General features: G+C 43.7%; 15 protein-coding genes and 1 tRNA gene. 15 read left to right on the top strand and 1 reads right to left on the bottom strand.

All coding sequences use genetic code 11. The annotated features are described in order from the left end of the window. Positions 1-71: 71 nt before the first annotated feature. The 10 genes from rpmF (at position 72) to PHG22_03595 (ending at position 5,854) form a co-directional block, all read left to right on the top strand. Positions 72-281: a 50S ribosomal protein L32 gene (gene rpmF, locus PHG22_03640; protein ID MDD5490856.1), complete on the top strand. Its 210-nt coding sequence runs from the start codon at positions 72-74 to the stop codon at positions 279-281. Between the two features lie 124 nt (positions 282-405). Next, positions 406-915, top strand: coding sequence for a transcription antitermination factor NusB (gene nusB / locus PHG22_03635; protein MDD5490855.1), 510 nt, complete (start codon positions 406-408; stop codon positions 913-915). A gap of 3 nt (positions 916-918) precedes the next feature. Beyond that, positions 919-1,608 carry a ribonuclease III gene (gene rnc / locus PHG22_03630; protein ID MDD5490854.1) on the top strand — a complete coding sequence of 230 codons (690 nt, stop codon included), beginning with the start codon at positions 919-921 and terminating at the stop codon, positions 1,606-1,608. A 146-nt stretch (positions 1,609-1,754) separates the two neighbouring features. Continuing rightward, a tRNA-Arg gene (locus tag PHG22_03625) sits at positions 1,755-1,829 on the top strand. 424 nt (positions 1,830-2,253) lie between these two features. After that, the gene (locus PHG22_03620) at positions 2,254-3,369 is read left to right on the top strand and encodes an AIR synthase-related protein (GenBank protein ID MDD5490853.1); all 1,116 of its coding nucleotides are present in this window, start codon (positions 2,254-2,256) and stop codon (positions 3,367-3,369) included. Next, on the top strand, positions 3,366-3,527 hold the full coding sequence (locus PHG22_03615; protein MDD5490852.1) for a hypothetical protein: 162 nt from the start codon (positions 3,366-3,368) through the stop codon (positions 3,525-3,527). The genes PHG22_03620 and PHG22_03615 overlap by 4 nt, the downstream gene beginning before the upstream one ends. Positions 3,528-3,756: 229 nt before the next feature. Beyond that, positions 3,757-3,921 (top strand): hypothetical protein, encoded by a 165-nt coding sequence (locus PHG22_03610; GenBank protein ID MDD5490851.1) that lies wholly within the window; start codon positions 3,757-3,759, stop codon positions 3,919-3,921. Positions 3,922-3,996: 75 nt separating this feature from the next. Next, positions 3,997-5,022: a Holliday junction branch migration DNA helicase RuvB gene (gene ruvB / locus PHG22_03605; GenBank protein MDD5490850.1), complete on the top strand. Its 1,026-nt coding sequence runs from the start codon at positions 3,997-3,999 to the stop codon at positions 5,020-5,022. Positions 5,023-5,059: 37 nt separating this feature from the next. Further along, positions 5,060-5,314 carry a hypothetical protein gene (locus PHG22_03600; GenBank protein ID MDD5490849.1) on the top strand — a complete coding sequence of 85 codons (255 nt, stop codon included), beginning with the start codon at positions 5,060-5,062 and terminating at the stop codon, positions 5,312-5,314. A 6-nt stretch (positions 5,315-5,320) separates the two neighbouring features. After that, a complete protein-coding gene (locus PHG22_03595; protein MDD5490848.1) occupies positions 5,321-5,854 on the top strand; it encodes a PH domain-containing protein in 534 nt (177 codons plus the stop codon). 135 nt (positions 5,855-5,989) lie between these two features. Here PHG22_03595 and PHG22_03590 read toward each other — a convergent pair whose 3' ends face one another. After that, positions 5,990-7,963: a SpoIID/LytB domain-containing protein gene (locus tag PHG22_03590; GenBank protein MDD5490847.1), complete on the bottom strand. Its 1,974-nt coding sequence runs from the start codon at positions 7,961-7,963 to the stop codon at positions 5,990-5,992. A gap of 166 nt (positions 7,964-8,129) precedes the next feature. On the opposite strand from PHG22_03590, the gene PHG22_03585 reads away from it, so the two are divergent. From PHG22_03585 to PHG22_03565, 5 genes are all read left to right on the top strand, one after another. Next, entirely contained in the window at positions 8,130-9,551 is a 1,422-nt protein-coding gene (locus PHG22_03585) for a flippase (GenBank protein ID MDD5490846.1), read from the top strand. A gap of 273 nt (positions 9,552-9,824) precedes the next feature. Further along, positions 9,825-10,958: a glycosyltransferase gene (locus tag PHG22_03580; protein MDD5490845.1), complete on the top strand. Its 1,134-nt coding sequence runs from the start codon at positions 9,825-9,827 to the stop codon at positions 10,956-10,958. A gap of 187 nt (positions 10,959-11,145) precedes the next feature. After that, positions 11,146-12,489 (top strand): O-antigen ligase family protein, encoded by a 1,344-nt coding sequence (locus PHG22_03575; protein MDD5490844.1) that lies wholly within the window; start codon positions 11,146-11,148, stop codon positions 12,487-12,489. 291 nt (positions 12,490-12,780) lie between these two features. Then, positions 12,781-13,206 carry a CRISPR-associated protein gene (locus PHG22_03570; GenBank protein ID MDD5490843.1) on the top strand — a complete coding sequence of 142 codons (426 nt, stop codon included), beginning with the start codon at positions 12,781-12,783 and terminating at the stop codon, positions 13,204-13,206. Positions 13,207-13,290: 84 nt separating this feature from the next. Beyond that, positions 13,291-14,646 (top strand): O-antigen ligase family protein, encoded by a 1,356-nt coding sequence (locus PHG22_03565; protein ID MDD5490842.1) that lies wholly within the window; start codon positions 13,291-13,293, stop codon positions 14,644-14,646. Positions 14,647-14,651 lie beyond the last annotated feature (5 nt).

Below are 14,651 nucleotides of genomic sequence, written 5' to 3'. Positions count from 1 at the left end.
ATAAAAGGGCCCTTGCCAATTTCAACGGGCTGAGGTATTATTATCTAATTATTAAATTAAGAGTAACAAATATGGGATTACCCGGACATCGCAGAACCAGCTCTGATAAGCGGCGCCGAGCGTCGCATTTTGCTTTGAAAAAGAGAAATTTAGTGGCCTGCCAGCAGTGTAAAAAAGAAATTATACCGCATCGTGTCTGCCCCTACTGCGGCACTTACGCCGGTCGGCAGGTGGTAAAAGTTGCTGCTAAGAAAAAGACCTCTAAAAAAGAAAAAAAGTAAATAACAAAAACTCCCCGCTGTAGCACCGGGGAGTTTTTGTTTATTGCCACCGCTTGTTGCCAAATGGTAAAAATTATTATAAGCTTTAAATAGTTATTTAAGATTAAGGCAATTAAATAAATTTATGTCCAACCGTCATCTGTCCCGCACTTTGGCTATGCAGACGCTTTATCAGTGGGATTTCATGAAAGAAAATGCTAAAAAGTTGCCGGATATTTTTATCTATAACAAAAAGGAATTCGCTCCGGATTTTGATGACGCGGGCTTTTCCGAGGAGTTGATTGCCGGAGTGGTGAAAAACCAGAAAGAAATTGATTCCCTGATTTCCAAATACGCTCCGGAGTGGCCGTTGGAACAAATAACCGCGATTGACCGCAATGTTTTGAGAATCGGCGTTTATGAGTTGAAATATGACCAGACCATTCCCTCCAAAGTAGCCATTAACGAAGCCATTGAACTGGCTAAAACTTTTGGCGGTGAATCCTCGGGGAGGTTTGTTAACGGCGTTTTGGGCTCCATCTATAAAAATATGCTGGAAAATGGAGAAGTAAAAGAAATTGATAAAGAGCCGCCCAAAGCCAAAGAGATAAAAGAGGATAAAAAAGAAGAACCCCAGACAGAAAATAACAATTAAGCCATGAAAGATTTATCAAAATTTGAAAAAAAAATCGGGCTGGCTTTCAAAAATCAGGATTATTTAAAGCAGTCCCTTGTACATCGTTCTTATATCAACGAGCACCCCAGTTTTGATTTGGGCCACAATGAGCGGCTGGAATTTTTGGGAGACGCGGTGCTGGAATTAATCGTCACCGAGTATCTTTATAACAATTATGCCAATCCGGAAGGCGACCTTACTAACTGGCGGGCCAGTTTGGTAAACGCTAAAATGCTTTCGGAAATCGCGCGGGAACTGGATTTGGAAGATTATCTTTATTTGTCTCGCGGCGAGGCCAAAGACAGAAGCAGTAAGGCGCGGCAGTTTATTTTAGCCGATGCTTTGGAGGCGCTGGTGGGGGCGATTTATTTGGACCAAGGGATGAAAAAAGCCAAAGAGTTTTTAAAAAAACATTTACTGGGTAAGTTGTCTTATATTTTAGAACACAAGTTATATTTAGACCCCAAGAGTAAATTTCAGGAATTGTCGCAAGAAAAATTTGGTATCACTCCCGTTTATAAGGTTTTGGAGGAAAGCGGGCCGGACCATGACAAACGTTTTGTTGTCGGGGTTTATTTGGGCAAAGAAAAAATCGCCGCGGGAGAGGGGTCAAGCAAACAAGAAGCGCAGATTGAGGCGGCCGCCAGAGCATTAGAGAAAAAGAATTGGTAAAATTATTCCGCCCCGAGATGAACTCGGGGCGGTTTTAGATTGACGTCCGTGTCAATTTCAGCTATAATGTGTTTTAATAATTTGCGCCCTTAGCCTGCCTACCGCCAGGCAGGCTCAAAGGACAGGGTGTGGCCGTTAAAATTTTAGCCCTCGTAGTGTAATGGATAACACAGCAGTCTTCGGAACTGTTGTTCCAGGTTCGAATCCTGGCGGGGGCACCAGGGGATATTAAATTAATAAAATAGATTTGACGTTTAGCTAAGCTTTTGGGTTCGCCCTGTCATTCGACGGGGCGCCCCGAGATAAACTCGGGGCGATTCCGGCAGGACGCACCAGTGGAGTATTTTAAAAATAATCCGAACCGATTTTAGCTCGCCCAAGGCGGACTGGTACTCCCGATTTCGTCCGTTGGTGTCGTGTTTAAGAAACTTCCAAAGGACATGATAAAATATCGGTTCGAACCATATTTTAGTAAAAGAAAATTTTTTCATACTATCTGTTGCAGAAATTCTAGGGAATTTCTGTTTTTTGTTTTTAACCTTGCTTTTTCTCTTGTTTTGTTGTAGTCTCTGTCATAGAAGGTAAAGCTAATGCTTGGCTTAATTTGTACCCTGAAAACTCAAAAACGGAAAAGGAGGAAAGAACATGACAGAAAAGATGACCTATGCTGGGGTTGGCGTGAATTACGACGCAATGGACCCATTCAAGCGCATGGCACAACTCGCAGGCCGCGAAACTGCAGACAATATCAGGCGGCTCAACAACGGAGAGTTTCAGGAAGTCGAGATGAGCCGTGGCGAGAGCGCGTATCTTATCGAAGCGGCCAAGAGCTACTTCGCGCACGTCGAGGAGGGACTTGGCACGAAAAATCTCGTTGCCGATGCAATGTATCGTCTTACCGGCAAGTCGTACTACGGCTATATTGCGCAGGACACCGTGGCGATGATCGTGAACGACATGATTACGCTCGGTGCGCTTCCGCTTTCGGTAGCGATGCATCTCGCTGTCGGCGACTCAAGCTGGTTCGACGACGAGAAGCGGTGCTGCGATCTTGTCGAGGGCTGGAAGAACGCCTGCAATCTCGCGCGATGCGTTTGGGGCGGCGGTGAAACGCCGACGCTCAAAGGCGTTGTTGTGCCGGAGGCGATCGTTCTTTCAGGTTCGGCGATGGGCCTCGTGAAGCCGAAAGAACGACTTATCGCTGCGAACAATATCCAACACGGCGACGTAATCGTTCTCGTCGAGAGTTCCGGTATCCATGCGAACGGCCTCACAATGGCGCGGAAGATCGCCGATAAGTTGCCTGACGGCTATCTGACTCGGCTCGACAATGGTCGAACCTACGGAGAGACACTGCTCGATTCTACGCACATCTACGTTGCTCTTGTCGAGGATTGCCTTAATCGCGGCGTGAACATCCACTACACGGTGAACATCACGGGACACGGCTGGCGCAAGCTTATGCGAGCAACGCAATCGTTCGCCTACATCGTCGAGCGTTTACCGAAACAACTTCCGATCTTCGACTTCCTACAGAAGCACGGACCGGTGGACGACACGGAAGCGTACGGCAACTTCAATATGGGCGCGGGCTTCGCGCTTTATGTTTCGGAAGCCGACGCAGACGCGGTTCTCGAAGTCGCCGCTTCGCACAAACTCGGTGCGCTCCGTGCCGGATACATTGAACGAAGCGACGAGAAGAAAGTCATCATCAAGCCGAAGGGTCTCGAATACTCCGGCGCAACACTCGGAGTCCGATGACTCACAAGCTCCAAAATTCATGGGTTCGCTATCGCAAGGTGGCGAACCCTTTTTCTTTTTGTAAAAGAATGAAAGAATTTGCCGCCAAAGAAAAACTTGAAATTGTCAGCGGTGCGGCTCTGCCGCCTTTCCGTCCGCCAGCTGGCGGATTCGTGTAAGGACTTCCTCGCCCCGCCGTGGCGGGGAGAAATGCGTTCGGACTAATTCAAATATCCTGCACCTATGAGAAAAGGATGCCGTTGGAATGATGTTTATCACCCTTGACAATTTCCCTGCGTTTTGCTATTATTCAACGTAATATAAAGAGGTTCACATATATTAAAAATATTTAGTTAAGGAGAGACAGAGATGTGCAGCAGAAAAGATTTAAGTTGTTGCGGGTTCCCTATGGGAAACGTATACAAAAATGGTGACAGGTGGTACTGGCGGCCACCAACCGGCAAAGAAATAGAAATTCAAAGTGGCCACACCCTCCGTTGCGGTCATTGCAACAGTAAATACACAATAATAATCAACAATGACGGAGTAAGTGTAGAAAGAGACAAAAAATAAGCAGGTCTAAAGCACCTGCTTTTTTACGCCTTGATTTTTGTCGTCCGAAATGATAAAATAAGCTAATAAATAAATATGGGCGAAGAAGAATTAAAAAATAATAGGTTTGTTGACGCCAAAGAACAGACGGCTGATAGAATGTTTGATTTGACTTTGCGTCCGCATAATTTTAAGGAATACATCGGGCAAGAAAAAATCAAGGAGAACCTTGCCATTTTTATTGAAGCGGCCAGAAAAAGAGGGGATTCGTTGGAGCACGTGCTTTTGCATGGTTCGCCGGGTTTGGGTAAAACCACTTTGGCCTATATTATCGCCAAAGAAATGGGAAGCAATATCCGCGTCACTACCGGCCCGGCCTTGGAGCGCGCCGGCGATTTAGCCGCCATTCTTACCAATCTCGCCGACGGCGATGTTTTATTTATTGATGAAATTCATCGCTTGAATAAAAATATTGAAGAAATACTTTATCCGGCCATGGAAGAATACGCCTTGGATATTGTCGTGGGCAAAGGGCCGAGCGCCCGCACTTTGCGCCTGGAACTGCCGCGCTTCACGATTATCGGCGCGACTACCAAAATGAGTTTGCTGTCCTCCCCGCTTCGCGACCGCTTTGGTGTTGTTTATCGCCTGAATTTTTACGAACCGGAAGACGTTAAAAAAATCATTGAGCGCAGCGGGAAAATTTTAAAAATAGATTTGGAAGGGGGAGCGGCGGAAACCATCGCTTCGCGCGCCCGCCGCACGCCGCGGATTGCCAACCGCCTTCTGAAAAGAGTCCGCGATTATGTGCAGGTCAAAGACGGCGGGGCAATCACCAGGGAACTGGCTTTGCGCGCTTTAGATAATTTGGAAGTTGATAAATACGGCTTGGACGAAGTGGACCGCAAAATATTACAAGTGATTATTGAAAAATTTAAAGGCGGCCCGGTGGGACTTAATACCATTGCCGCCGCCATTTCCGAGGAAATGGCCACCATTGAAGATGTCTATGAGCCCTTTTTGATGCAGGCCGGATTTTTAGAACGCACGCCGCGCGGGCGGCAAGCCACAGACCTCGCTTTTGAACATCTGGGGCTTGAGGGGAAAAGCAAATTGTTTTAATCTTTTCCAGAAGCTATAATGAAGATATAAATTTTTTATGTCCATTCCGCTTCATATTTTTCTCATTCTTTATTTACTTTTTCTCATCGCCTATTTTATTTTCGCGGCAATTATTTTGTATTATTTAGCAAGGTATGGCGGAATGACATTTGTGAGTTTTAGTATGTTTTTTCTTTTTGCGGGTGTTTCCGTGGTTATTCTTTTTATCTCTTACAGCGAATTAATAGTGATTGATTGGCAGAGGTCCGTAGAAATTTTTGATTTTATCAGCCGTCCTTCTAATTATTTTTAATTTTCTATGCTGGGCAGCGCTTTTTTAAAACCGCAAGCCGGTGAAAAATTAATCTTTTTTTTGCGGCGCCATTGGCTCACCTTTGTGAAACTGTTGGTTTTTCATATTTTTTTGATAGTTATCCCGCCGTTGCTTTATTTTATTTTCAAAGCCGACGCCACCAACCTTCTGAGGGGTGAAATCTGGGGTCCGCTCCTTAAATTGGGCATTAGTATTTACTATCTTTCTGTTTGGTTATTCCTTTTTGCCGCGTTTATTGATTATTATTTGGACATCTGGATAGTCACCAACGAAAGAATTATTAACATTGAGCAAAAAGGACTTTTCGCGCGGACGGTTTCGGAAGTAAAATTATATAATATCCAGGACGTCACTTCGGAAGTAAAAGGAATTTTGTCGACGATGTTTGATTTTGGCAATGTTTATGTGCAGACCGCCGCCGAAAAAGAAAGATTTATTTTTAGAAATATCGCCGCTCCGGCCAGGATTGCCCAGTCCATCATTGAACTTTCCGAAAAAGCTAAAGGAGTTAAAAAGTAGGCAGTGGCAAAATCAGTGGAATTTTTTAGAGCAATAAAAAATCCCCCATTTTCGGGAGATTTTTTTGTTTTTGTTTTTAGTTTTGAAAAGAACTTGGTCGGCGCGGCATCTTTTGCCGGAAAGGGACATTTTTATTTAATAGTTTTTAACTAATTCTGTCCCTTGGTAATAGTATTTCAATATTTGGTCATAAGTTGAACCTTCTTTGGCGCGATATAAGGCGTCCCAAGCCGATAACCCCACTCCATGCCCCCACAGCGTTTTGCCCGCGTCATAAGGAGCGGGTACGGATTGGAGCCAGGATTTTTCCGAGCCGGACCAGATTTCGGTCCAAGAGCGGGTGCGGCCGTCGCTGCGGGCAAAATAAGGGGTGACCACCACTTCGCTATTAAGAGCAACCACCTGTCCGTTGGTTTCTTCCACTGCTCTGACGAGATTAGGCATTCTTTTTTCCACGCCATAACCGCGATACACCTGGTCATAAACGGCGTCAACCGTAAAATAATCTTTGGCATGTTTAGTCGGGTTTTGGTAGTGCCATAAAGCGTAACTGCGCGCCGCCGTCGTCATGGTTTTCAAATATTCATAGGGAGAAACATTGGAAGTTTCCGCCAAGCCCTTTAGATAATCCTCCATTGCTAATTCATTAATGACCCAAAGCTTCCGGCCATAACGGATTTCCAAAGCGCCGCGGAATTGATTATCGTTCAGGGTTTTATTCCAGTCCGGACGATTTTCAAAATTGACGATAGTAAAAATATTTTCCGGATTCTCGGAAACAAACTTAAGATAGGAGTTGGTGGTGTAGCCCTCCACGTAGTATTGTAAAGTGCCGGAGTTAAAAGTCGCGGTGGCCGTTTCTCCGGCTTGAAATTTTTTAATGGTCTGGCCGTTTTGGTCGCGGGCTTCAAAAGCGGCGCTGCCAGTAATAACTACCTGATTCTCGGTATTATAAAGCCCCACCCTGATAAGCGGTCCTTGGCTGACGGCTAAAACGACAGTTTGTTCCGGGCTGGCCGTGCCGATGACTTCCACGTAGAAATTCAGATTACTTCCAGTGATAAAATTATCTTGGCCGTCGCGGAGTTCGTAGTTAAAATTTTGGCTGCCGGCCGGGGAAAGTTCAAATTCAAAATAACCTATTTGCCCGGGCCTGATTTCTTCTTTAAGATAAGTTTTGGGCAGGGTATTAAGGTAGATGTTGCTGGTCGTCCAACTGGCCGTGCCGATATTTTTGAAGCCGACGCGGAAAGCAAGTTTGGTTCCGGCGGGAAGCGAAATCGGCGAACGATGGCTTTGAATTAATTTGAATGCCGAAAAAGCCGTAGTAGTTTCTTCGTTTTCCGACTGGTCAGTTCCGATTGTTGGCGTCACCTCCGTTGCGGCCGCGGCCACATTGTTCTGATTGGCCGCCGGAATAACCGTGGCGGTATTATTAGAAGCGGCGGTGGTATCCTTTTTCTTTCCTTTAATTACCGAAAAAGGAAGATTTAATTCTCCGCCAGAGATCCAGATTAAATTTTCCGCCGCTAGTTGGAATTTCGCGGTATAGTTTCCGGGGATGTCGGGTGCCTGCAGGGTAAAATTAAAATAGCCGACTTCTCCGGGTTTGACGTCAGCCGTCAATTTTGCCGGTTGTTCTAATTTGAACCAGGAAGAATGTCGGAAAGAATCTTTGTAACGGTTGCGATTGTAAATGGAAACGTAATTTTTTGTCGCCGTTCTCCAGGTAGATTTGCCGTTATTTTTAAATCCCACCTGGAAGCTGATGATTTCGCCCGGAGCAAGTTCAATGCTTTTATGGCTTTGGACCATCTTTTGGGCGGAGTAGCCGTATTTAGTCGCCGTAGCGGCGTGAGCGGTTTTGATGCCTAAAATTTTGTTAATCACAAGGAGCGGATTGACACCTACTCCATTGTCAGTTATTTCTTCGAGGGAATTTTCTATTGAAGATTCCCCGGCGGCCGCGTGGGGAGCGTTTACGATGGAATTTTCCACAAACCGCAAGAGCGTGGCGGTGGCGATTAAAATAAAAAAAGCTAAGGCAACGGTAAAGATCACTCCTCGGAGCGAGGCGTCTTCGTAAACCAAAGCTTCAGAGTTTTTCATTATATTATTCAGCCGGAAAAACCTCCAGCCAAACTGATTGTACATATTTGTTTGTGTTTTTGTTTTCTGTTTATATTATAGCATAATACTCTTATTTTGTCCAGTTTTTATCGACAAAAAATGAATTTTAGGATAAAATAAAAATAATCATTCTTTTTCTTTTTTTATGTCTTCTTTTGTCAGACAAATCGCCCACAATACCATTATTCAAGTTATCGGCAAAGGGATAAGCACTCTTTTGGGTTTGGGAGCGGTCGTAATTATGACTCGTTATCTTGGGCAAGAGGGATACGGGCAATACACCACTATCACTTCTTTTTTACAATTTTTTGGGATTATTGTTGATTTTGGTTTAACGCTTATTACCGCGCAAATGATTTCCCGGCCGGGGGTTGACCAGAAGAAAATTTTAAGCAACATCTTTACTCTGCGTTTTTGGTCGGCTTTGATATTTTTAGGTCTGGCACCGCTCGCGGCTTTGTTTTTTCCCTATCCGGCAGTGGTAAAAATTGGCATTGCTTTTACCGCCCTCTCTTTCTTTTTTATCGCCCTCCAGCAAGTGCAAGTGGGAATTTTCCAAAAAAATTTACGAATGGACAAAGTGATGCTGGCGGAAATTTCTGGCCGGGTAGTTTTAGTGGCCGGCACGGCGCTGGCGGCCTATTGGGGGCAAGGAGTGCTTTGCGTGATGTGGGCCATTGTGGCCGGAAGTTTTGTCAATTGGCTGATAAATTTTATCTTCGCGCGGGGCTACGCCAGATATTCCTGGGCGTATGATTTCGATGTTTGGAAAGAAGTTATTAAATTAAGCTGGCCGTTGGGAGTTTCCATTATTTTTAATTTGATTTATCTCAAAGCTGACATTATTATTTTGTCTTTAGTGCGCCCGCAGGCAGAAGTCGGTTTATATGGCGCTCCCTACAAAGTGATTGATGTGCTGACTATGATACCAATGATGTTTTCCGGTTTGCTTCTGCCGGTGTTCACTTCCGATTGGGCGCAGCAAAATCTGGAAAGATTAAAAAGAATTTATTTAGCGGCTTTTGATGTCATGGCTATGTCCGCCATACCGCTGATTGTGGGCGCGCAGTTTTTGGGCGAGCGCCTGATGGTTCTGATTGCCGGTCCGGAATTTTTAATTTCCGGTTCCTTGCTTAGAATTTTAATTTTAGCGCAGGGCTTTATTTTCTTCGGCACCCTCTTCGGTCATTTAGTAATCGCTTTAAATAAACAGCGGGTGATGATGTGGGGTTATGTCATTACCGCCATCGCTTCGCTGGCGGCGTATATTATTTTTATTCCTATTTATTCTTATTACGGCGCCGCTTGGGGCACGGTTTTTTCCGAAGCGCTGATTTGCGTTCTGACTTTTATCGTTGTTACCCGCGCCACCAAAATCAGGGTGTCTTTCGGGGTTTTGGGTAAATCGGTCGTGGCCAGTTTGCTGATGGGAGCCGTCCTCTATTATTTTAAAGACTTGAACGTTTTTATTTTAGCGCTGATTTCGTTTGTTGTTTATTTCCCGGCGCTTTACCTTTTGGGGGGCATTGATAAAAAACTTTTCAGGGAGATAATTAGTTTAAAATAAAATATAACAGTCCTTTTCTTTAGGTGAAGAAAAGGGCAAAAACCCGCCTGCGGTTCGACTGAGCTCACCGAAGTCCGGCAGGCAGGGAAACCGGCTCGCAGGTTTCCCTTCGGGTTCGCTTCGCTAAAATTGCTATCCGCAAAAGGTGAAAGCACGCAATTTTTTTACGCTCCACTCGCCTGATTTTAAATGGCGGCTCCACCAATGCTCGCATTTTTATTCTACTTTCGATCGCGAGTTTCAAGTTATAGAGTATAAGTTATAAGATTTCCCATGAATATTTTAATTTTTAAATTTCCTTACTCCTCCCAATTTGGCGGAGGAGAAAAACATACTATCGCCTTGACGGAAAAACTGAAAGACCGGGGGATAAATTTTTATTTGGTTTCTTCTTGTTCGGTGTTGGTTCCGGAATTTAAACATCGCGACTGGCCGGTTTTAAAATTATGGGCCGGGGTGGAGCCGGTGGCCGTTTGGTCGCTTTTGCTTTTTCCCTTTTTTGCCCCCTTTATTTTTTTGGAATTATTTCTTGTTTTATTGTATTATCGGTTTTTTAAAAAAATAAAAATTTTATATTGTCTCTCGCTGACGGAAAAAGTTTTAATGACTCCCTGGGCCCGGCTGTTGGGAATAAGGGTCGTGTGGGTAGAGCATACTTCCATCGGCCGTTGGTTGCGGTTTAATCCTTTACGTCTGTTATTCATTCTTTGGGCTCCGCTTGCCAAAATCATCACCGTTTCCTATGCCGTAGAAAAACAAATCAGAAAATTAGGTGTCAGAGCCAAACAGGTGCGGGTTATTTATAACGGTATTGACCTTGACGTTTGTCCGTTTTCTCCGGCAGTCAGAAATTATCGCGACCATTTTACGGTCGGCACGATTTGCCGGTTAAGCCGCGAGAAAGGCGTGGAATATCTGTTGCAGGCCATGGCTATTGCCAAAGAATTTATTCCCACCCTGCGCCTAGTGGTGGTGGGCGACGGCCCGGAAAGGCAGCGCTTGATGTGGCTGACGCGGCAGTTGAGCATAGAAAATAGCGTGCTTTTTGTGGGCTTCCAGCAAGAATTTGAAAAATGGATTTCGGGTTTTGATATTTTTGTTTTGCCCTCCGTTAAAAAAGAATCTTTTGGCATGGTTTCACTTTATGCCATGGCTTGCGGTAAACCGGTGGTGGCCACGCGCGTGGGCGGCATTCCGGAGGTGGTAGACGCGGGCAAAAGCGGCATTTTAGTTGAGCCGAAAAACGCCGAAGTTATGGCACAGGCGATTATCAATTTACATCGCCATCCGGAGTGGCGTCGGGAGATGGGATTTTACGGCCGCAAGGCAGTGGAAGAGCGTTTCAGTGAAGAAAAAATGTTGGGAGAGTACCAGAGATTATTTCATCAATTAGCGGAGAGAATATAAAAATTGCAAAAAAGATTTTGCGAAAAAAATGTAAAATATTATTCCCCTCCTTAGACAAGGAGGGGAAAGGGGTGGTTGGATAATACAGCCCCCCAACCCTTCAGACCACCCCCCTGCCTGCCGGACTTCGGTGAACTCAGTCGAACCGTAGGCAGGCTTGTCTAAGGAGGGGAAAATATAAAAATCCATGGACATCGTTTTATTAACTATTATAGTAATTCTTTTAGCGGCAGTATTTTTGTATATTTTGAAAAATCCCGTTCGCGGGATTTATTTAATTACTTTCTTTCTGCCGTTTGAATATATCGGCTCGTATGACTGGCGGGGCATTACTATCCGCCCGAGCCAAGTTTTGGCGGTGTTAACTATCGTAGCTTGGATTCTAGATGGTCTGGGGAAAAAAAGTTTAAAATTTGTCCGCAATCCGATTTTTTTGCCAGTTGCTTTATATTTGTTAGTCAATATAATCGCTTTAGTTAACGCGCCGAATTTGGCACACTCAATTTTGGTTTTGTTTTTTATTATTTTCACAGTCGGTTTTGGTTTTACTCTGCCTAATTTGGTCGGGCAAAAAGACGAACTGATTAAAGTCATAAAAATTTTATTTGTTTCCACTTTTTTGGTTTCGCTTTTCGGGCTTTACCAATTTATCGGCGATATGGCGGGTTTGCCCGAATGGCTGACCGGTTTGCGCCATCAATACACTAAGGAGATTTTGGGCTTTACTCGCGTTCAGTCCACCTTTTTGGAGCCGCTTTATTTTGCTAATTTTTTAATCATTCCGATTTGTCTTTTGTTCGCGAATTTAAGCGAATACAGAACGGAGAAAAGCAAATGGAAAGTATTTGAAATTATTGTTTTGGTTTTGGCGTTGGTGAATTTTATTTTAACGGTTTCGCGCGGGGCTTATTTGGGATTATTTTTTGCCTTACTGACGCTGGCCATAATTTACAGAAAGAAATTTTTGAAACCCAGGTTTTTGTTTTTCCGCCAATGGCGGACCAGCCTTTGGCTGGCTTGTTTCTTGCTTTTAGTGATTATCTCCTCCCAATTTTTAGGCGGACAATTCGGAAATTTTGTTTTGCATCTGAAAGATTCCTTTTCCGGCGCCGCTTTTTTTGAGCGGGCCGAGACATTTGGCTTGGCGATTCAGGCATGGCAGGAACATCCAATCGTCGGCATTGGTCCGGGCAGTTTTGGTCCATGGGTTTATGTGAGTCCGTTTATTATTCCGGAAGTTGGGTGGAAAATAGTGAACAATCTATATTTGGAAATTTTGGCCGAGAGCGGAATTTTGGGGCTAGGATTTTTCTTGTGGGCGTTGGTTATTTTATTTATAAAGCAGATTAAAGTTATTGGGCAATCACGCAGGATTGCCCCTACAGTATTTCCAATAGCCGTCGGACTTCTGGCGGCCTTTGTCGGTGTTTTTATCCAATACAATACCTTTTCCATTATTTATATAATGCAGGTTTGGTTTTTGGTGGGGCTCATTATTGCGACTTTAAATATAACCCCCGATTCGTCGTAGAGACAATTCATGAATTGTCTCTACGAGTATGGTAAAATGGCTTATTTAAGCCATTTTTTACGTTAAACTATTGACAAAATCATCAAAACATGCTATAGTAATATATTACAATTAATCCCGAGTACTCGGGAGGAGAGAGTAAAAACAGGCATTTTGTTGTCTTGGAATATACTCTCCAAACCAGCAGAATGCCTATTTTAGTAGGTTTTATATAGATCTTTAAAATGTGGTGATTTTTTCTCCTCTCCCTGATTAAAAAGGGATTAATAAAAACAGAAAGGAGAAATAGCAATGGAAACTATTTTTATTAATGTGTCTAATCACAAATCTTCTCGATGGTCCGAAGAACAGCGAAAGGCCGCTGGGGAAATGGCCGATAGAATCTTAGATATCGCCTTTCCGTCGGTGCCGCCCGAAGCTACTTCGCAAGAAGTGGAAGCCATAGCTGACGAAATTCTTCATCGGATATGGGAGATTAGTTGGGCGAATCAAATTGCCCCCCTTGCCGAAGAAAGCGATTCGGAATATGGACCGAACAGATTGATTGTTCATATTATGGGAGAGATGGTGTTGACTTTTAAGGTCCTTGAGGCCCTTAAAGGAGTAGCCACCTGTGTAGCTTCCACTACCAAAAGAGAGGCAGTAGAGGTGGTCAAAGATGGATCAACAGAAAAAAATACCATCTTCAAGTTCGTGCAGTTTCGAAAATATTACTAAAATATCATCACATTTTCACATTAGCCCGCGGTAGTATCCGTGGGCTTTTTCTTTTGTCGCAGATTTAGGTTATACTATATTAATATGGTTAATGTTTTAGTTTTAATTATTTTTTGTCTTTCTTTTGCGATTTTGGCTTGGCGGAAAACCCTTTGGGGTCTGGCCATAATTTTATTTTTGTTGCCAATTTATTTGATTCGTTTTCATTTAGGGTTTATACCCATGACTTTGTTGGAAGCGATTATTTTGATTTTATTTGCTATTTGGTTGATAAAAAGTAAGTTTCAAGTTATAAGTTATGAGTTTAGAGAAAAATTCAGGGGCTGGATTTTACCAATCGCCATCTTTTTTCTGGCCGCTACGATTGCCGTTTTTGTCTCGCCCGATAAAGTCGCAGCGCTGGGAATTTGGAAGGCGTATTTTGTGGAGCCAATTTTATTTCTAATCGTTTTAGTTGGCACGGTCAAAAAAGAAGAAGATTTAAAAATTTTATTATGGGCGCTTGGCGGCTCGGCGATTTATCTCGGGGCGCTGGCGATTTATCAAAAATTTACCGGTTATCTCATTCCCAATGCCGATTGGTTTGCGCCGGAAACTCGGCGGGTGACCGGCGTTTACGGTTACCCCAACGCCGTGGGTCTATATTTGGCGCCCCTCGCGGTTTTATATTTTGGGTTGTTGATTCAGAAATTAAAAAATCCCCTGCCCTTCGGGCACCCCCTTTTTCAGAGGGGGAAAGGGAGGGATTTAAATTCCACCCCCGACAGGAAAGAATTAAGGGGGGGTTTAATAGAAATAATTTTTTATTTAGCAGTAATAATTTTATCTTTGCTGGGAATTATTTTTGCCGTTTCCGAGGGAGCGATGGTGGGGGTGATGGCGGGGATTATTTTTTTGGCATTAGTTTTTAAAAAAACACGCTATTCAACAGTTGTCCTTATAATTTTGGCGGTTGTTGTTTTACAATTTCAGCCGGTAGTTAAAAATTTAATCCGAGAGAAAGCCACCTTAAGCGACGTTTCCGGAAAAATTCGGCTGGAGATGTGGGGTGAAACCTGGCAGATGCTTAAAGACCATCCACTTACCGGCGCCGGATTGGCCGGTTATCAAACCGTGGTCGCCCCATACCATAAAGCCAAGCATATTGAGATTTATTTATATCCGCACAATGTTATTTTAAATTTTTGGAGCGAACTTGGGATTTTGGGGTTAATCGGATTTTTGTGGATTATAATTAAATTTTTCTGGCAAGGATTAATTAAGATTTATAAAAATGTAGAGACACGATTAGTCGCAGCTCTATTACTCGCGATGATGGTCACAATTTTAATCCATGGTCTTGTTGATGTCCCATATTTTAAGAATGACCTGGCCATTTTATTTTGGTTTATTGTTGGGGGGTTGATTTGTTTGAATAATTTTGATAGGATTAGAAATTAATTATT

Source organism: Patescibacteria group bacterium, from assembly GCA_028716045.1.
In the GTDB taxonomy this organism is placed as follows: Bacteria; Patescibacteriota; Patescibacteriia; order JAQUQO01; family JAQUQO01; genus JAQUQO01.
This window is presented reverse-complemented; position numbering and strand designations above follow the sequence as displayed.